Raw genomic sequence first — 18,785 nt, forward strand, 5'->3', positions numbered from 1 at the left:
GACGGCGCCCGTCGGTTTCGAAAGCGCCGGCCGGGCCTACGTGCGTGACGTGCGGCGCGGCACGAAGGGGCCCTGCGCGCGCATAAGCTTCATCGAGGCGCCGGACACGAACAGGGGAGCCCCGGGCGCGTGCTCGATGACCGAATCGCGCACGTCGTCGTGACCGGAATCCCAGAGCAACGTGTAGGCATTCACTCCCTCGTGCGCGGGCAGGGTGACCGTTTCGTCCTGCTCCCGTGCGTTCACCACGAGCAGGATGCGGTTGAAGGCTTCGTGCTCGGGGGTGGACGCCGCCACGTACTGCAGGGTGCGCTCGGTCGGCGAATACCAGGCCTCGCCAGTGAGCGCCTCACCGGCGGTGTTGTACCAGTCCAGCTGGCTGGCGCTCGGCGTCGTCTCGCCGAATCGACCGAAGTGCACCGGCCGCAACGCCGGGTTTTCCCGGCGCAACTGCAACAGTCGGCGGGTGACCCGATGCAGGTCCTGCTGCCAGTCGTCGAAGTCCCAGTTGAGCCAGTTCAGCTCGCTGTCCTGGCAGTAGGCGTTGTTGTTGCCGCGCTGGCTTCGCCCGAACTCGTCGCCGGCGGTCAGCATGGGAATACCGGCCGACAGCAGCAGTGTGCCGAGCAGGTTGCGCATGGCCTTGCGCCGCGTGGCCAGAATGGCCACGTCGCGGGTGGGGCCCTCAACGCCGTGATTGTAGGAGTTGTTGTTGTCGGTGCCGTCGCGGTTCGACTCGCCGTTGCCCAGATTGTGCTTCGTGTCGTAGGCGGTCAGGTCGGCGAGGGTGAACCCATCGTGCGCGGTGATGAAGTTGAGCGAGGCGAGCGGGCCGCGCTGCTGAGAGAAGGTGTTCGACGAACCCGCGACACGGGTTGCGAACCGTCCGATGCCGCTGCCGGCCGAGCCGGTCAGGCGCAGGCTCTTCATGTCGGAGAGCCAGAAGTCCCGCATGCGGTCGCGGTACCGATCGTTCCACTCGGTCCATCCGGGCGGAAAGTTGCCGGTCTGCCAGCCACCCTGGCCGACATCCCACGGTTCCGCGATGAGCTTCACGCCGGCGAGTTCCGTGTCGTCGCGAATCTCGGTGAGCAGCGGATGCTCCGGGTCGTAGACCACGCCGGCGTCCCGGCCGAGCGTCGTGGCGAGATCGAATCGAAACCCGTCGATCTGCAGGTCGTTTGCCCAGTAGCGCAACGAATCGAGCACGAGTCGCCGGGGCACGTCGTGGCTGAAGTCGACCGTGTTGCCACAGCCAGTCACGTCGATGTACGCGCCGGACTCGTCCTGTCGGTAGTAGGCGGCGTTGTCGATGCCGCGCAAGCTGGTGACCGGGCCGTTGCGACCCTCCTCGGCGGTGTGGTTGTACACGACGTCGAGGATGACCTCGAGGCCCGCCTCGTGCAGCAGCTTGACCATGCCCTTGAACTCGCGCAGCACGGCTTCCGGCCCGGCGGACTGGGCCGCCTGGGTGGCGTAGTCGGCGTGCGGCGAAAAGAAGTTGAGAGTGTTGTAACCCCAGTAGTTGATCAGGCCCTGTTTGATCAGGCGCTGCTCCGACACGAACGCCTGCACCGGCAACAATTCGACCGCGGTCACGCCGAGGTCTTTCAGATAGGCGATGGTTGATTCGTGTGCGAGACCGGCGTAGGTTCCGCGCAGGGCAGCCGGAACGAGCGGGTTGAGCCGGCTGATGCCGCGCACGTGCGCCTCGTACACGACGGTGTGATCGAGGGCAATACCCGGTTTCGTCGCGCCGTTCCAGTCGAAGTAGTCATCGACGACCGACGACTGCCACAAACCGGCCCCGACCCGAACCAGACCACGAGAATACGGCTCGATGAGGGTTTTCTCCGGGTGAAAGGAGTTCTTCGGGCTCGCCCGCCCAGAAACGCGGATGCCGTAGCGGCGCCCCGGAGACAGTGTGCGCGACTTGCCGGACCACACGCCGTGCACATCCTTTGTCATCGGCACGCTCTTGATGATCCAGTTCGGGTCTGTTTGATCGAACAGGCACAGGTCCATGGCGTCGGCGTGTTCGGCCCAGACGCGTAGCTCACCGCCGGCGCTGGTTAGTCGCACACCGAGATTGCGCAGGGGGTCGGTGGGACTCATGGGTTCAAGAGTAATGAGTGTCAGGGAGCGTGACGACCACCGGCATTCGAAGCCCGGCTAAAATAGTCGGATGGTTGTCTATTTGGACCATGCGGCGACCACGCCCATGCTTCCCACCGCGATCCGTTCCTACGCCGAGGCGATGGGCGTTGTCGGTAACCCCGCATCGGTGCACAGCCAGGGCCAAAATGCGAAACGGATGCTCGAAGAGTCGCGCGAAATCGTATCCGAGAGCCTCGCCTGCGATCCGATCGAGGTGGTCTTCACCGGCAGCGGCACCGAGGCGATCAACCTCGGCATCAAGGGTGTGTATTGGGCACGCGCCCCGCGCCGGCGCATTCTGGTGCCCGGCGGGGAACACCACGCGACCCTCGACACGGTCGAGTGGCTGGTGCACCACGAGAAAGCGATCGTCGAGTGGATTCCGCTCGATGTCCAGGGCCGCATCAATCTCGGCGCGCTCGAGGCCGCCATTGCCCGTGACCCCCTCGATGTTGCCCTGGTCAGCCTGCTCATGGCCAACAATGAGGTCGGCACCATCGAACCCGTCGCCGCTGTCGCGGCGCTCGCCGCAGCCCACGGCATTCCGGTGCACGTCGACGCCGTCGCGGCCTACGGCTACATTCCGGTCGACTTTCGTGCGCTTGCCGCCGCGGGGGTGTCGGCGCTGAGCGTCTCAGCGCACAAGGTCGGCGGCCCCGTTGGCATTGGCGCGCTCGTGCTCGGACGGGCGACCACCGTCGAGCCGCTCATTCACGGGGGCGGTCAGCAGCGCAAGGTGCGCAGCGGCACCCAGGATGTCGCGGCGGCGGTCTCGTTCGCGGTGGCGGCATCCGCTGTCACGGCGCAGCAGTTGGCACCGTACCCGCGCGGGGCCGCACGCGGCGTTGAAGCCGCACGCCTGGCTGCCCTTCGCGACCGGGTGATCAGCGGTGTCGCCCTGGTCGCGCCGACCGCGATGCTCAACGGCGACCCGGAGCGCCGGCTGCCCGGCAACGCTCACTTCAGCTTTCCCGGCTGCGAGGGCGACTCGCTGTTGTTTCTGCTCGACGCGGCCGGGGTGTCGGTGTCGACCGGCTCGGCATGCCAGGCCGGGGTGCCCGAACCCTCGCACGTGTTGCGGGCCATGGGCCGCAGCGAGAGCGAATCCCGCGGCGCTCTGCGCATCACCCTCGGTCATACCTCCACCGACGCCGACGTCGACGCTCTGCTCAAGGCGTTGCCGGCCGCACACGCTCAGGCGCTCGCCGCCGGCATGGCCGATCGGGTGCCCGGGCACTGAACCGCGCTGACTCTCGGTTGGCTCTGCGTTGGCTCTGCGTTGGCTCGATCCGGCACTCCGCGTACACTCAACGGGTGAAGGTTTTAGCAGCAATGAGTGGCGGTGTAGATTCCGCCGTCGCAGCCGCGCGTGCGGTCGAAGCGGGGCACGAGGTGGTCGGCGTGCATCTGGCGCTGAGCCGAATGCCGGGAACGCTGCGCACCGGTAGCCGCGGCTGTTGCACCGTGGAAGATTCCATGGATGCCCAGCGGGCCGCCAATATCATGGGCATTCCGTACTATGTCTGGGATTTCTCCGAACGATTCAAGCTGGACGTCGTCGACGACTTCATCGCCGAGTACGCCGCCGGCCGCACCCCGAACCCGTGCATGCGCTGCAATGAGAAGATCAAGTTCGCCGCTCTGCTCGAAAAGGCCATGGCCCTCGGTTTTGACGCCGTCTGCACCGGCCACTACGCAAGCATTCTGACGGATGCCGACGGCAACAAGGAGCTGCACCGTGCGGCCGCCTGGGCCAAGGACCAGTCCTACGTGCTCGGCGTACTGACCGCCGACCAGATCAACCACTCCATGTTTCCGCTCGGCGCCACGCCGACCAAGGCCGAGGTTCGGGCCGAAGCGGCCGAACGTGGCTTCTCGGTTGCGAACAAGCCCGACTCCTATGACATTTGTTTCATTCCCGACGGCGACACCAAGGGCTGGCTCGGCGAACGCGTCGCCCCGGTCACCGGCGATATTCTCGACCGGGAGGGCAACACGCTCGGCCAGCACGACGGCGCCGTCGCGTTCACCGTCGGCCAGCGCAAGGGCCTGTCGATCGGTACCCCGGCCGCCGACGGCAAGCCGCGCTTTGTACTCGAGGTACGCCCGATCACGAACACGGTCATTGTCGGCCCGAAAGAGGCGCTCGCCATCAAGGAGATCGCCGGCAACACGTACACCTGGGCCGGGCTCGCCCCGGAACACCCCGAGGTGGAATTTGCCTGCCACGTACAGATTCGCGCCCACGCCGACCCGGTTCCAGCACGAGCCCAGGTTGTGTCGACGAGGGCCGTCACAGGCCGTGACGGCACCGTCGAACTGCGCATCATTCCGAACGAGCCGCTCGCCGGCGTCGCCCCCGGGCAGACCGCCGTCGTCTATGTCGGTACCCGCGTGCTCGGCCAGTGCACCATCGACCGCACGGTCAGCGCGGTTCCCGTGACCGCACCCTCCCTCATCCCCTCCGCGTCGGCCAGCCCCGCCACGGTCAATGCCTGAGTCCGTCGCCGACACTACCCCCGCGGGCCTGAGCGAGGCGGCCGCGGAAGCTGCCGAGATCACCACCCGCGTGCTGGCCGCCCGGGACGCCTACTACGATCGGGACACGGTCGTCATCTCCGACGCCGAGTACGACCTGCTCGTGCAGCGCCTCGGTGCACTCGAACGCCTGCACCCCGAGCTGCAGAGCCAGGACAGCCCCACCCAGACGGTCGGCGGCCGCGCCGCAACGACCCTGTTCGACCCGGTGACGCACGCCGAACGCATGCTCAGCCTCGACAACGTCTTCTCCCTCGGGGAATTCGAGACCTGGGCTCGGAAGGCCGGCGAGAACTCGGGCCGTGCAGTGCACTACCTGTGCGAGCTCAAGATCGACGGCCTCGCCATCAACCTGCGGTACGCCAACGGCGTGCTCGTCTCCGCCGCCACCCGCGGTGACGGCGTCGTCGGCGAAGACGTCACCGAGAACATTGATCTTGTCCCCGGCATCCCGTCCCGCCTGGCCGGCACCGGGCATCCACCGCTCATGGAGGTGCGCGGCGAGGTGTTCTTTCCCGTGGCCGCGTTCGACGAGCTGAATGCGGCGCAGTCCGCCGCGGGGGAACGGGTGTTCGCGAATGCCCGCAACGCGGCGGCCGGGTCGCTGCGGCAGAAAGCCGCGGGAAAGAACACCGACCAGCTGCGCCTCATGACAGCCCGCCTGAGCCGGCTGCGCATGCTGGTGCACGGCATCGGCGCCTGGGAGAACCCGCCCGTGCAGACCCAGTCCGAGGTGTACGGCCTGCTCGATGGTTGGGGCCTGCCGACCAGTACGTACTTTCGGGTGGTCACCACGGTTGCCGAGGCGGCCGAGTTCATCGAATACTACGGGGCACATCGCGGCAGCGTCGTGCACGAACTCGACGGCATCGTGATCAAGATCGACGAGCTCGCCCTGCACGCCGAGCTCGGCGCCACCAACCGGGCGCCGCGCTGGGCCATCGCCTACAAGTACCCGCCGGAGCAGGTCAACACGAAACTGCTCGACATCGTCGTGAGCGTTGGCCGCACCGGCCGAGCCACCCCCTTCGCCGTCATGCAGAAGGTGCTCGTGGCCGGCAGCGAGGTACGTCAGGCGACCCTGCACAATCAGGATGTTGTCAAGGCCAAGGGCGTGCTGATCGGCGACACGATCGTGCTGCGCAAGGCCGGCGACGTCATTCCCGAGGTGCTCGGCCCGGTCGTTGAGATGCGCGACGGCACTGAACGCGAATTCGTCATGCCCCGCAACTGCCCGGAATGCGGCACCCCGCTGGGCGCAGCCAAGGAGGGCGACATCGACCTGCGCTGCCCGAACGCGCGCAGCTGCCCCGCCCAGGTGCGCGGCCGGGTCGAACACATCGGCAGCCGCGGCGGCCTCGACATCGAGGTGCTCGGCGAGGTCGCGGCCTCCGCGCTCACCCAGCCGACCGTGCCGGTCGATCCGCCATTGCCGACCGAGGCCGGCCTGTTCGACCTCGAACTTGGCGACCTGCTGCCGATCCAGGTGATCGTGCGCGACGCCGAAACCGGGCTACCGAAAGAAGACGACGACGGCACCGTTCGGCAGCGGATGCCGTTCCAGCGCAATCCAACCGCCGCCGAAAAGAAGCAGGGTCTGACGGCCCCGCAGCCGTCCTCGAGTGCGCTCAAGCTGCTCGTCGAGATCGATAAGGCCAAGACCAAGCCGCTGTGGCGAATACTGGTGAGCCTGAACATCCGTCACGTCGGTCCGGTCGCCGCCCGCGCCCTGGCCAACCACTTCGGCTCACTCGACGCCATTCGTGGCGCCACCCGCGGCCAACTCGCCGAGGTAGACGGTGTCGGCGGCATCATCGCCGATGCGGTGCTCGACTGGTTCCTGGTGGACTGGCACCTCGATATCGTGACCCAGTGGGCCGCGGCCGGAGTGCAGTTCGCCACCCCGGGGCACCCCGGACCGGGCGCCGCCGAGGCCGCCGGGGGAGTGCTGGCCGGGGTCACCGTCGTCGCCACCGGCTCGCTCGAAGGCTTCACCCGCGAGGGTGCCCAGGAGGCGATCATCGCCGCCGGCGGCAAGAGCGCGTCCAGCGTGTCGAAGAACACCGACTTCGTCGCCGCCGGGCCGGGCGCCGGCTCCAAGCTCGGTAAGGCCGAAACCCTTCGCATTCGCATTCTCGACGCCGACGAGTTTCGCCTTCTGCTCGCTGAGGGGCCAGCCGGGCTTTCGAGCGCCCCCGAGTCCTTCGCCCCGCCGCCGGACTGACCTCTTCCTTGACGTGCCGCGAAACTCCATCGGCTGTGCGTCCTCTGACCCGTTACACCTGAATGATCCGGCGTCAGCGCGGTCAACGACCACCACGATGAATGCTCCGCGGACGTCGTCCGACGGAGCATTTGTGCACCACGCAGTCAGCACAGAACCTACGCTGCCATCGCTGGCAAGCGCGACGCAATTGACCCCTCGGTGCCCGTGACGGTTGCGCTTCTGGAAATTGACTTACTCGAGAACGTCGAATTCGCCGCCTCAACGGTCGAGTCCGGGCGGTGATTGCGCCGCGGCGAATTCGTGCGGCATTGGCCTACTCGGGCTTGAGGATGACCTTGGTCCAACCGTTGGTGCGGTCGTCGAAGTTCTTGTAGGCGTCCGCGGCTTTGCTGAGTGGGATCTCATGGGAAACGATCCATGATGGCTTGGCCTTGCCCACGGCAATCAAATCGCGCAATTGCCGATTGTATTTTTTCACTGGGCACTGGCCGCTGCCCATGCTCTGGCCCTTGAGCCACTGCAGACCATAGTCAATTGCAATCTTGCCCTGCTTGGCGTTCTCGTCGAAGCCGCCGGGATCTGCCGGCAGGAAGACACCGACAACGCCGATTCCCCCGGTGAAGCGTACGGACTGAATCAGCTGATTCAGAGTCGCGGCGGGATCTTCGGTGCCCTGGGGGTCGTGGGCCTGATAGCCCACGCATTCACAACCCCGGTCCGCGCCCACACCCTGTGTCTGGTCCAGCACGAACTGAACCGGGTCCGTCTTCGAATCATCAATCGGAATGACACCGATGTGCTCGGCGAGGCGCAGCCTGTCGGGCCGTCGATCCACGATCATGACCGTACTCGCGCCCTTGATCGTGGCCGACAGGGCGGCCATGAGCCCGACCGGACCTGCACCGTAAATCACCACCGAGTCTCCGGGGAGCACGCCGGCCATCTCGGTAGCGTGGTAGCCGGTAGGAAAGATATCCGAAAGCATGACGTAGTCGTTTTGCTTTTCGATTGCGTCTTCACCCAAGCGCAGGCAATTGTTGTCGCCGTAGGGTACCCGCAGCATTTGGGCCTGTCCGCCGGGATACGGACCCATGCCAGCGAAGCCGTAGGCGGCACCCGCGGCGGCCGGGTTCGGTTGAGTGGTCAGGCAATAGCTGGTAAAACCGCGCTCACAATTCTTGCAGAACCCGCAGGAAATATTGAACGGCAGCACCACCCGATCACCGACCTTAACCGCGTCGACGCCGTTACCGACCTCGATGACCTCGCCCATGTTCTCGTGACCAAACGTGCGTCCCACCTCGAAATCGGTGCGTCCCTCGTACATGTGCAAATCTGAACCGCAAATATTTGTCGCGGTAATGCGTACAAGAACGTCAGTGGGACGTTCGATCTTGGCATCCGGAACGTCTTCAACGCTGACCGAGTTGGGGCCCTTATAAACGACTGCCTTCATTTCTCTTCACTCCCTGAATTTTATAACAGTGAACGACGGAAGATCCGTATCCACTTGCGGAGATTTACTGAGGATGAATATCCGGACAGTCTCGGGCTGTGCGGAAAATGTGAATAGTTCAGGTTTATCACGATCGAACTCGACCTGGCCAGAGGTGCCCTTCATAAAGGGCAGACGACGTCGCAGAATATCGAGCGGGTGCTTGTTGCGAGGCGCCGTCGCCACCCATTACGGCGGTGTCGATTACGGTACGGAGCGGGTCGGTGGCCCGGTCCGTTCGAACGGAAGCAATAACGAGCCCAGCGCCCAGGTATCTTGCCAGCTGTACGCACTGAAGCCCCAACGAGGAGGCAGCCGCATGAATGAGCACCGTTTCGCCCGGCTTGAGGTCACTTCCCAGTAAATGAATGATCCGGGAAGACTCCACTCTCACTATCGGCGGCGCCACGTTTCCCTCGACCAGGGCGAAAGGGTCCCACCGCTGCCGGCTCCTGTGCTGGGTAATGGACACTGACTGCAACCGTGGCTTGAGGCGGTGGGTGCGAAGGGGGCGGCAGTCAGGCGGATCTGGTTCTCGGCGGCTGGCGAATAGGATTGAACAGTCCACCCCAATGCGTATCGGAGCACCATGTCTGAAATCACGGCCGAGCAGGTTGCCCATTTGGCATACCTCGCCCGGATCGACCTCAGCCCCCTCGAGATCACCAATCTCACCCACGACCTCGGCCAGATCGTCGATTCGATCGCCAAAGTCTCCGAGGTAGCCACCGCTGACACCCCGGCCACGAGCCACCCGATGCCGCTGACCAACGTCTTCCGTGAGGACGTCGTCGTTCCGTCGCTGACGGTCGAGCAGGCACTGTCCGGCGCGCCCGACCGCGCCGGCGACAAATTCCGGGTGCCCGCCATTTTGGACGAGGAGTGACCATGACCTATCTCACCAAACTCTCCGCCGCCGCCCTGAGCGAACTGCTGGTTGCCAAAGAGGTCAGCGCGGTCGAAGCGACCCGCGCCCACCTCGACCACATCACGGCCGTCGACACCGATCTGCACGCTTTTCTGCACGTCGCCGGCGACGCCGCCCTCCAGGCCGCCGCCCGGATCGACGCCCGCCGTGCTGCGGGCGAAACGCTCAACCCGCTCGCCGGTGTTCCGATCGCGATCAAAGACGTGCTCGCCACCCACGACATGCCCACCACCGCCGGTTCGAAAATTCTCGAAGGCTGGGTTCCGCCGTATGACGCGACCGTCGTTGCCCGCCTGCGTTCGGCCGGCCTCGTGCCGCTCGGCAAGACCAACATGGACGAATTCGCCATGGGCTCGTCGACCGAGCACTCCGCCTACGGCGTCACCCGCAACCCCTGGGACCGCGGCCGTATCCCCGGCGGCTCCGGCGGCGGCGCGGCCGCGGCCGTCGCCTCCTTTCAGGCGCCGCTCGCCCTCGGCAGTGATACCGGCGGGTCTATCCGCCAGCCCGCCGCCGTCACTGGATCGGTCGGCGTCAAGCCCACCTACGGCGGAGTCTCCCGCTACGGTGCCATCGCCCTCGCCTCGAGCCTCGATCAGGTCGGCCCGGTCTCTCGCACGGTCTACGACGCCGCTTTGCTGCACGACGTCATCGGCGGTCACGACCCGCTCGACTCCACGTCGCTGACCGACAGCTGGCCCTCGATGGCCGCCGCCGCGCAGGCCGGGCTCACCGACGGCGCCCTCAAGGGCGTGCGCGTCGGCGTCATCAAGGAACTCTCCGGCGACGGATTCCAGGCCGGCGTCACCCAACGCTTCACGGAGACCCTCGCCCTGCTCGTCGCCGCCGGCGCCGAGATCACCGAGGTCTCCGCCCCGAACTTCGAGTACGCCGTCGCGGCCTACTACCTGATTCTGCCAGCGGAAGCGTCGAGTAACCTGGCGCGCTTCGACTCGGTGCGGTTCGGCATCCGGGTGAACCCGGAGAGCGGCTCGCTCACGAGCGAGCACGTGATGAGCGCCACGCGCGAGGCCGGTTTCGGCGCCGAGGTCAAGCGCCGCATCATCCTCGGCACGTACGCCCTGAGCGCCGGCTACTACGACGCCTACTACGGCAGCGCCCAGAAGGTGCGCACACTCATTCAGCGCGACTTCGCCACCGCGTTCAGCCAAGTCGACGTACTCGTCTCACCGAGCGCACCGACCACCGCGTTCAAATTCGGTGAGAAGCTCGCCGACCCGATGGCCATGTACATCAACGACGTGACCACCATTCCGGCGAACCTCGCCGGAGTGCCCGGCATGAGCATCCCGATCGGATTGGCGCCCGAAGACGGACTGCCGGTCGGCCTGCAGATCATGGCCCCCGCCAAAGCGGATGCCCGCCTGTACACCGTCGGCGCCGCCATCGAGCAGCTGCTCGAAGCGAGGTGGGGGCACACCATGCTCAGCCAGGCCCCAGCACTGACACCGACCGAAATGTTTGCCAGCGAAGAGGGAGCCGTCTGATGGCCAGGGCCGAATTGATGGACTTCGACGAAGCACTCGAACTGTTCGAGCCGGTGCTCGGTTTCGAGGTGCACGTCGAGCTCAACACCAAAACCAAAATGTTCTGCGGCTGCGCCAACGAGTTCGGCTCCGGCGCCAACACGAACACCTGCCCGACCTGCCTTGGTCTGCCCGGCGGTCTGCCGCAGGTGAACAAGAAGGCGATCGAATCCAGCATCCGCTTGGGGCTGGCTTTGGGCTGTGAAATCGCGGAACACTCGCGATTCGCCCGCAAGAACTACTTCTACCCCGACACGGCGAAGAACTTTCAGACCAGCCAGTACGACGACCCGATCTGCCACGACGGTTCGATCACGATCGAACTCGAAAGCGGCCGTCTGGTCACCGTTGAGATTGAACGCGCCCACATGGAAGACGACGCTGGAAAGCTCACTCACATGGGTGGCGCCACCGGACGCATCCAGGGCGCCGACTACTCACTCGTCGACTACAACCGCGGCGGTGTGCCGTTGGTCGAGATCGTCACCCAGATGATCGAGGGCGCCGAACACGACGCCCCCGAGATCGGCAAGACCTACGTCGCGGCCATTCGCGAGATCGCCAAGGCGCTCGGCGTCTCCAACGCCCGCATGGAAGAGGGCAACGTGCGCTGCGACGCCAACGTCTCCCTGCGTGTGCGCGGGTCGAACGTGCTCGGCACCCGCACCGAGACCAAGAACGTGAACTCCCTGCGCTCGGTGGAGCGTGCGGTGCGCTACGAGATCCAGCGTCAGGCGGCCGTGCTGCACGCCGGTGGCACCATCACGCAGGAGACGCGGCACTGGCACGAAGACACCGGCATGACCAGTGCCGGTCGACCCAAGAGCGACGCCGACGACTACCGCTACTTTCCTGAGCCCGACCTGCTGCCCATGGCGCCGTCGCGCGAATGGGTCGACGAGCTGCGCCTGACCCTACCCGAGGCGCCCGCGGCTCGCCGCAAACGCCTGCAGGCGGTGTGGGGATTTGTGAACCTCGAGTTCCAGGACGTCGTGAATTCCGACCTGCTCGACGCCGTCGAAGCGACCGTCGCCGCCGGGGCATCCGCCCAGGCCGCGCGCAAATGGTGGACCGGCGAAATCGCCCGGCTCGCCAACGCGGCCGGCGTTGTCGCCGACTCGCTCGTGACACCGGTGCAGCTCGCCGCGCTGATCGAACTGGTCGAGGCCGGAACCCTCACCGACCGCCTGGCCCGCCAGGTGCTCGAGGGCGTCATAGCCGGCGAGGGCACCCCCGCCGAAGTCGTCGACAGCCGGGGCCTTGCCGTGGTCTCCGACGACGGCGCGCTCATCGCGGCCATTGACGCCGCGCTGCTCGGCCAGCCCGACGTGCTCGCCAAGATTCGCGACGGCAAGGTGCAAGCCGCCGGAGCCGTCATCGGCGCGGTCATGAAAGCCATGCGCGGGCAAGCGGATGCTGCGCGCGTGCGCGAACTCGTGCTCGAACGTGCCGCGACGATCGAGTAGCGCAGTGACAACTCAGGGCGCAGCATTCGGGGTGGGCGTGCAGGTGATCGTGCACCTCGACCGCACCCGTTTTCCCCAGTCGCTGATCGATGACCCGATCGGCGTGATCGTGGCGGCGGGCGAGTCGGAGGGGGCGGGGCTCTACGCGCCGACCGCGGTGCGGCAGAAGTTCTGGATCGTTCGGTTCGAGGAACCGTTTTTAGGTCTCGACGGATCCGGCCCGCACGACTCCGCCCGTATTCCGCAAAGCTTTCTGGAAGCGGCGCCGGAGGCGTGAACGCGATCACTCCGGAGCGCGACGGGCGCGCCCCGTCGACGCGCGACATCCGTCGGTGGCGGCAGTACCTGGCCGACGAACAGGCCGAAGCCGCGGTGTATCGCGATCTCGCGAATCGTCGTGCCGGTGAAGAGCGCCAGATCTTGCTCGCCCTCGCCGACGCCGAAGGCCGTCACGAAGAACACTGGCGCCAACTGCTGGGCAGCGACATCGGCGCAGCCAGACGCGGCGCCCTGCGCACCCGATTTCTTGGACTGCTCGCCCGCCGCTTCGGTTCGGTGTTCGTGCTCGCCCTCGCCCAGCGGGCTGAGGGGCGCTCGCCCTACGACGGGGATGCCGACGCGACCAACGCCATGGCCGCCGACGAAACCGTGCACGAAGAGGTCGTGCGCGGCCTCGCAGCGCGCGGCCGCAAACGCTTGTCCGGCACCTTTCGGGCCGCCGTGTTCGGTGTCAACGACGGGCTCGTGAGCAATCTCGCCCTCGTACTCGGGATCGGCGCGACCGGGGTGCCGGCCGCGACGATTCTGTTCACCGGCATCGCCGGGCTGCTGGCCGGAGCGCTCTCCATGGGCGCCGGAGAATACGTCTCGGTGCGCTCCCAGCGCGAACTACTCGAAGCCTCCACGCCAGCTGCCCCGGCCAAGAGCGTGCTCTCGCACCTCGACCTCGCCGCCAACGAATTGACCCTGGTCTATCGGGCCCGCGGCATGTCCGAAGCCGAGGCAGAGACCTACGCCCGCGGGGTACTGGCCACCGCCTACGCGGCGACCGGACCGATCTTCGCGGTCAGCAAGCAGGCTCCGGAGCCCGACGAGCACGAGGCCATCGGCACCGGAACCGGCGCCGCACTGTCGAGCTTCTGCTTCTTCGCGTCGGGCGCGCTGCTGCCGGTGCTGCCCTACCTGTTCGGTATGAGCGGCTATGCGGCCATCATCGTTGCAACCGTTCTGGTGGGTGTCGCGCTGCTCGCCACCGGTGCTGTCGTGGGCCTGCTCTCCGGAGGCCCACCGCTGAAGCGCGCCGTGCGGCAACTTGTTATCGGTCTTGGCGCGGCCGCAGTCACCTACCTGCTCGGGCTGGTCTTCGGTACCACGATCGGCTAGTCGCCCGTTGGAGACAGTCCGGCGACGACGGCGAGACCGGTCTGGCCGCACCACTGGAACGTGTGTGCCCCATTGACCAGCAGGACCGGCGCGGATGTCGCGACCTCGCTCAGGCGCTCGGACAAACCGGGCAGGCGGAGCAGCGCGCCGGTCGCGAGGTGGGTGTCGGTCGAGACGACCACCCGACCACTGGCGTTGATGATCGTCACTGGAACACCGCCGGCGCACAGGCGTGGCACGAGGCCCCGTTCGATCTCATCGACCGAGAGGTCGATTCCGACGACCCCGATCAGGTCGGTACCGTCTCGATACACCGGCAGGGTGAGCGTCAGCGTGTACTCATCGGTGCACAAGTAGTCGACGTAGGGGCCGGTAATGTGCCGGCGCCCGGTCTGTACGGGAACCCGCCACCATTCCAGAGCCGTGTAATCGCGAAAACTCTCATCGCGGGGGTCTTCGACCGTTTCCAGATGACGGATGCCGGTCGCCGGCAGCTCCGACGACGCCGGGTTCTGCCCACTCAGCCACCAGGCCAGATGCCAGCCCAGAAAGTGCGGCGCGGACACAAAACCGGCCCCGATGACCATGCCAGTGGAGTCGGCGAACTGGCGGCGCACCTCCGTTTCCACCACGGAATCGAGTTCGGCGCGGTCGGCGACGCTGTTGGGACGCGCGGCGTAGCGTTCCACCAGATCTGCGCAGCGTTCTAAACGAGTGAAGACCGGGTCGAAGACAGCGGCAATGGACAGGGCGCAGGCGTTGGTGGGGGGTATCTTCTGATCGGGAGTGATCGTCTCCGGGCTCATGCGTGCGCGCCCGTGGGTAGCGGCGCGATGATGTTCGCTGTCGTCGTGATGCCTGTCATCGTTGACATGCCCTTCTGTTCCAAAAGTGATTTCGCTTCGATGAGCCACTCGATGGACTCGGTGATCTGCGTGACGGTGAGTTGGCGAGCCCGGGCGCCGTCCTCGGCGGCCAGCGCGGCGACCGTCTCGCGCTGTACCGCCCGGCAGCGTTCCCGTCGAAGCGGTTCGCGCAGGCTGAGCCACAGCAGGGAACCGAATTCGGCCTGCAATCGCAACTCTTCGCGCACGAGTCGGGCAGACTGGCTGAGCGCGGCCACTTCGAGACGAAAGGTGCCCTGTCCGCGGCGCGCGGCAGCCGCTGTGGCGGCGTCGGTGCGGTCGAGGATGCGCTCGAGATTATCCATGTCCGCCGCACTGGCCCGGTCGGCGGCAAGTTCGGCGGCCAGGCCGGCGATCGCGGAATAATGAACGCCCAGATCGCGCACCTGCACCCGGGACCAGGCCAACAGGCGTTCGTCCTGCAGGTCGTTCACGCCCCGGCCGGCGAAGGTGACAAAACTGCCGCCATCGCGCCCGCGCTTGGTGTGCACGAGCTTGTTACGGCGCAGAATCTCGAGGGCTTCACGCGCGGTAACGGTGGCAACGCCGAGCTGACGGGCCAGTTCGGCCTCGCTCGGCAGCCGTTCGCCATCGTGCAGCACCCCGAGCACGATCGCGTCGGTCAGGCGCTGCAATACCAGTTCGGCGCGGCCCACACCGTCGAGTGGAGCGAAAATAGCCGCGCGCGTTCCCGATCCGACGCGGATGGACTGCGGCATGGGCGGCTCTTTTCAGGTTGTGACACGACCGTAACATCTCGGCATACCTTCATGACATCTAACTCCATATGATTAGCCTGTGAGTGAGCAGGGAGCCTGTGAGTGAGCAGGGAGCCGTTGAATGAGCAGGGAGCCGTTGAATGAGCAGGCCAGCCCAATGAGCAGGGAGAGATTGTGACCGGTGCGCAGCCCGCCATCCGTTTGACCGGCCTGACCAAGAGTTTCGGCAACGTCAATGCCGTCGATGGCGTCGACCTCGACATTGTCGAGGGGGAGTTCTTCTCCATGCTCGGCCCGTCCGGATCGGGCAAGACCACGGTGTTGCGCCTGATCGCCGGCTTCGAGAAACCAACCAGCGGAACGATTTCGCTGCTCGGCCAGGACGTCACCGACCGGGCGCCGTTCGACCGCGACGTCAACACCGTGTTTCAGGACTACGCCCTGTTTCCGCACATGAGTGTGCTCGACAACGTTGCCTACGGGCTGCGGGTGCGCGGCGTCTCCAAACGGGCCAGGTACGAACAAGCTCGGCAAGCCCTCGACACCGTGCGCCTGGGCAGTTTCGTCGATCGCAAGCCGAGCCAGCTCTCCGGCGGTCAACGCCAGCGGGTCGCCCTGGCCCGCGCCACGGTCGTGCAACCCAAGGTATTGCTGCTCGATGAACCGCTCGGCGCCCTCGACCTCAAGCTGCGCGAACAGATGCAGGTCGAACTCAAAGAACTGCAGCGCAATCTCGGCATCACGTTCATCTTCGTCACCCACGACCAGCAGGAAGCCCTCACCCTCAGTGACCGTATCGCGGTCTTCAACGAGGGAAAGATCGAACAGCTCGGCACCCCGGCTGAAATCTACGAACGACCCTCCTCACCGTTCGTGGCCGCGTTCGTGGGCACCTCCAACATCTTCGACGACACCGTGTCGCACGCACTCCTCGGCCGGGCTGGCACCCACTCGGTACGTCCCGAAAAGGTCAGCGTCACCACCGAGAACCGGCCCCTCGCCGCTGATTGCACCGCGGCCGGCACGCTCGCCGAGGTCATCTACGTCGGCAGCAGTACCCAGCTCATCGTCGATCTGGATGCCGGAACACGCGTCGTGGTGCTCGAACAGAACGATGCGCACCGCGTGGCGACCACCGAACGCGGCGTGCGCGTCACTATCGGCTGGAACAACTCCGACATCGTCACCCTGTCCGCACCCGCACCCGCACCCGCAATCTTGGCTCCGCACCCCTGACCGATTTCACGAATGGAGAAAGTCATGAAACGTATTTCTGCACGCCCAACATCCGTCGCCCTCACCGGCGTCGCGATCGCGTCGGTTGCCCTCCTGCTCACCGCCTGCGGCACCAGCCAGGGCGGCGGCACGGCTGCACCGACGACGGCGCAGACCGAACTGGGCGATATGGAAGGCAGCGTCTCGCTGCTGGCCTGGCCCGGCTACGTCGAAGACGGCAGCAATGACCCCACCGTGGACTGGGTCAGCGCCTTCGAAGAGCAGACGGGCTGCACCGTCACCAGCAAGACCTACGGCACCTCCGACGAAGCATTCAGTCTGATGAAGACCGGTGATTACGACGTTGTCGCTGCCTCCGGCGACGCCTCGCTGCGGCTCGTCGCCGCCGGTGACGTGGCCCCGGTCAACACCGACCTCATTCCCAACTACGACGGCATCTTCGACTTTCTGAAGATGCAGTCCTGGAACAGCGTCGACGGTGTCTCCTACGGAATTCCGCACGGCTACGGTGCCAACCTGCTCATGTACAACACGGAGGTCGTCACCCCGGCACCCACGTCGTGGAATGTTGTCTTCGATAAGTCGTCCGACTACAAGGGCGCGGTGACCGCCTACGATTCGCCGATTTCGATAGCGGATGCGGCGGTGTATCTCATGGCGCACCAGCCCGAGTTGGGTATCACGAACCCGTATGCGCTCGACAAAACGCAACTGGCGGCATCCGTCGACCTGTTCAAGAACCAGCGGATCAACATCGGCGAGTACTGGTCGGACTACCTCAAGGCGGTGCAGGCCTTCGAAACCGGCGACACCGTCGTCGGCACCACCTGGCAGGTCATCCGCAACAGCCTCGCCGAGGGCACCCCGGCCGAGGTCGTCCTGCCCGACGAGGGTGCGACCGGCTGGTCGGACACCTGGATGATCGCCGCCAACGCGAAGAGCCCCAACTGCGCCTACGCCTGGCTGGACTACATCGCGAGCCCCGAGGCCAACGCCCAAGCCACCGAGTACTTCGGTGAGGCGCCCTCCAACGCCGGAGCCTGCGACTTCACGGTCAACCCTGACCACTGTGCCAGCTTCCACGCCGGCGACGCCGACTACGCGGCCCAGATCTGGTACTGGTCGACACCGATCGCGAAGTGCCTCGACGGTCGCACCGATGTCACGTGCACCGACTACTCCGACTGGACCACGGCCTGGCAGGAGATCAAGGGCTGAACCGCCTGCTCGAGTCAGGCAGAAGGATAAAACATGATGGTTGACGCGTCTGCGCCACCCACTCGCCGGGCGGTGGTGCCTCTACGGCAGGGCACCATCGCCCGGCGGGGCTCGGTTTTTCTCAGCCGGCACCCGCGCCTGCGGCTGTCGCTGCTGCTTGGCGCACCTCTGTTTTGGCTGGGCCTGGTCTATATCGCAGCCCTCGCCGCGCTGCTGATCACCGCCCTGTGGACGGTCGACTCGTTCACCGGGCAGATTTCGCAGACCTGGACCGTCGACAACATCGTGGCGGTGTTGACGGGTTCGCTCTACCAAACCGTGACGCTGCGTACGCTGGGCGTCGCGCTTCTGGTCACCATCATCGACATCGTGATTGCCCTGCCGATCGCGTTCTACATGGCGAAGGTTGCCAGCCCGCGGGCCCAGCGCATACTCGTCATCGCGATTCTGATGCCGCTCTGGGCGAGCTATCTCGTCAAGGCGTACGCCTGGCGCTCGGTGCTCTCCCAGGGCGGAATCTTTGAATGGCTCGTGTCACCGTTCGGCGGTCACAGTCCCGGCTACGGCCTGCCGGCAACGATCATCACGCTGTCATACCTGTGGTTACCGTATGTCATTCTGCCGATCTACGCGGGACTGGAGCGGGTGCCGGATTCGTTGCTGGAGGCATCCGGTGATCTTGGTGGTGGCACCTGGTCGACCCTGCGCCTGGTGGTGTTGCCGATGATCTGGCCGGCCATCATCGCCGGGTCGATCTTCAGCTTCTCGCTCTCCCTTGGCGACTACATCACCGTCAATATCGTCGGCGGGGCCAACCAGATGCTCGGCAACCTCGTTTATACCAATGTCGGGGCGGCGAACAACCTGCCACTCGCGGCCGCGATTGCGCTTGTTCCCATTCTGATCATCTTCGCCTACCTCGCCGCCGTGCGGCGCACGGGCGCGCTCAACAACCTGTAGGAGTCT

The 18,785-nt window shown here is 65.9% G+C and carries 15 protein-coding genes; 11 read left to right on the forward strand and 4 right to left on the reverse strand.

Going from position 1 to position 18,785, the window contains the following annotated elements; translation table 11 throughout:
- Positions 1 to 36: 36 nt before the first annotated feature.
- Positions 37 to 2,115: a glycogen debranching protein GlgX gene (gene glgX, locus LH475_RS12425; RefSeq protein ID WP_196842703.1), complete on the reverse strand. Its 2,079-nt coding sequence runs from the start codon at positions 2,113 to 2,115 to the stop codon at positions 37 to 39.
- Between the two features lie 70 nt (positions 2,116 to 2,185).
- Between glgX and LH475_RS12430 the strand changes: the two genes are divergently transcribed.
- The 3 genes from LH475_RS12430 (at position 2,186) to ligA (ending at position 6,919) form a co-directional block, all read left to right on the forward strand.
- Entirely contained in the window at positions 2,186 to 3,397 is a 1,212-nt protein-coding gene (locus LH475_RS12430) for a cysteine desulfurase family protein (RefSeq protein ID WP_297414335.1), read from the forward strand.
- Between the two features lie 74 nt (positions 3,398 to 3,471).
- A complete protein-coding gene (gene mnmA / locus LH475_RS12435; protein ID WP_297414337.1) occupies positions 3,472 to 4,656 on the forward strand; it encodes a tRNA 2-thiouridine(34) synthase MnmA in 1,185 nt (394 codons plus the stop codon).
- Positions 4,649 to 6,919, forward strand: a complete 2,271-nt coding sequence (ligA, locus tag LH475_RS12440; protein ID WP_297414339.1) for an NAD-dependent DNA ligase LigA — start codon at positions 4,649 to 4,651, stop codon at positions 6,917 to 6,919. The genes mnmA and ligA overlap by 8 nt, the downstream gene beginning before the upstream one ends.
- 316 nt (positions 6,920 to 7,235) lie before the next feature.
- Here ligA and LH475_RS12445 read toward each other — a convergent pair whose 3' ends face one another.
- The gene (locus LH475_RS12445; RefSeq protein ID WP_196842706.1) at positions 7,236 to 8,378 is read right to left on the reverse strand and encodes a glutathione-independent formaldehyde dehydrogenase; all 1,143 of its coding nucleotides are present in this window, start codon (positions 8,376 to 8,378) and stop codon (positions 7,236 to 7,238) included.
- Between the two features lie 628 nt (positions 8,379 to 9,006).
- On the opposite strand from LH475_RS12445, the gene gatC reads away from it, so the two are divergent.
- Genes gatC through LH475_RS12470 form a run of 5 tightly spaced genes read left to right on the forward strand, consistent with a single transcriptional unit; the run spans position 9,007 to position 13,741 of the window.
- Positions 9,007 to 9,303, forward strand: coding sequence for an Asp-tRNA(Asn)/Glu-tRNA(Gln) amidotransferase subunit GatC (gatC, locus tag LH475_RS12450; RefSeq protein ID WP_196842707.1), 297 nt, complete (start codon positions 9,007 to 9,009; stop codon positions 9,301 to 9,303).
- Between the two features lie 2 nt (positions 9,304 to 9,305).
- Complete coding sequence (gatA, locus tag LH475_RS12455) at positions 9,306 to 10,853, forward strand: Asp-tRNA(Asn)/Glu-tRNA(Gln) amidotransferase subunit GatA (protein ID WP_297414342.1); 1,548 nt, start codon at positions 9,306 to 9,308, stop codon at positions 10,851 to 10,853.
- A complete protein-coding gene (gene gatB / locus LH475_RS12460; RefSeq protein WP_196842709.1) occupies positions 10,853 to 12,358 on the forward strand; it encodes an Asp-tRNA(Asn)/Glu-tRNA(Gln) amidotransferase subunit GatB in 1,506 nt (501 codons plus the stop codon). Before gatA ends, gatB begins: the two co-directional genes overlap by 1 nt.
- Before the next feature lie 4 nt (positions 12,359 to 12,362).
- The gene (locus LH475_RS12465; RefSeq protein WP_196842710.1) at positions 12,363 to 12,635 is read left to right on the forward strand and encodes a hypothetical protein; all 273 of its coding nucleotides are present in this window, start codon (positions 12,363 to 12,365) and stop codon (positions 12,633 to 12,635) included.
- Complete coding sequence (locus LH475_RS12470) at positions 12,632 to 13,741, forward strand: VIT1/CCC1 transporter family protein (protein ID WP_297414345.1); 1,110 nt, start codon at positions 12,632 to 12,634, stop codon at positions 13,739 to 13,741. The genes LH475_RS12465 and LH475_RS12470 overlap by 4 nt, the downstream gene beginning before the upstream one ends.
- Here the strand turns inward: LH475_RS12470 and LH475_RS12475 are convergent.
- Together LH475_RS12475 and LH475_RS12480 are read right to left on the reverse strand one after the other, a co-directional pair.
- Positions 13,738 to 14,547, reverse strand: coding sequence for a cache domain-containing protein (locus LH475_RS12475; protein WP_297414346.1), 810 nt, complete (start codon positions 14,545 to 14,547; stop codon positions 13,738 to 13,740). The two genes, LH475_RS12470 and LH475_RS12475, sit on opposite strands and share 4 nt — an antisense overlap.
- Complete coding sequence (locus LH475_RS12480; RefSeq protein ID WP_196842712.1) at positions 14,544 to 15,365, reverse strand: GntR family transcriptional regulator; 822 nt, start codon at positions 15,363 to 15,365, stop codon at positions 14,544 to 14,546. The genes LH475_RS12475 and LH475_RS12480 overlap by 4 nt, the downstream gene beginning before the upstream one ends.
- Positions 15,366 to 15,539: 174 nt before the next feature.
- Here LH475_RS12480 and LH475_RS12485 point away from each other — a divergent pair, with 174 nt between their 5' ends.
- The 3 genes from LH475_RS12485 to LH475_RS12495 are packed head-to-tail and all read left to right on the forward strand — an operon-like array spanning position 15,540 to position 18,779.
- Entirely contained in the window at positions 15,540 to 16,601 is a 1,062-nt protein-coding gene (locus tag LH475_RS12485) for an ABC transporter ATP-binding protein (RefSeq protein WP_297414348.1), read from the forward strand.
- A gap of 24 nt (positions 16,602 to 16,625) precedes the next feature.
- The gene (locus LH475_RS12490; RefSeq protein ID WP_196842714.1) at positions 16,626 to 17,819 is read left to right on the forward strand and encodes an ABC transporter substrate-binding protein; all 1,194 of its coding nucleotides are present in this window, start codon (positions 16,626 to 16,628) and stop codon (positions 17,817 to 17,819) included.
- Between the two features lie 33 nt (positions 17,820 to 17,852).
- Positions 17,853 to 18,779 carry an ABC transporter permease gene (locus tag LH475_RS12495; protein WP_297414351.1) on the forward strand — a complete coding sequence of 309 codons (927 nt, stop codon included), beginning with the start codon at positions 17,853 to 17,855 and terminating at the stop codon, positions 18,777 to 18,779.
- Positions 18,780 to 18,785: the final 6 nt, after the last annotated feature.

Source organism: Cryobacterium sp., from assembly GCF_026786305.1.
GTDB lineage: Bacteria > Actinomycetota > Actinomycetes > Actinomycetales > Microbacteriaceae > Cryobacterium.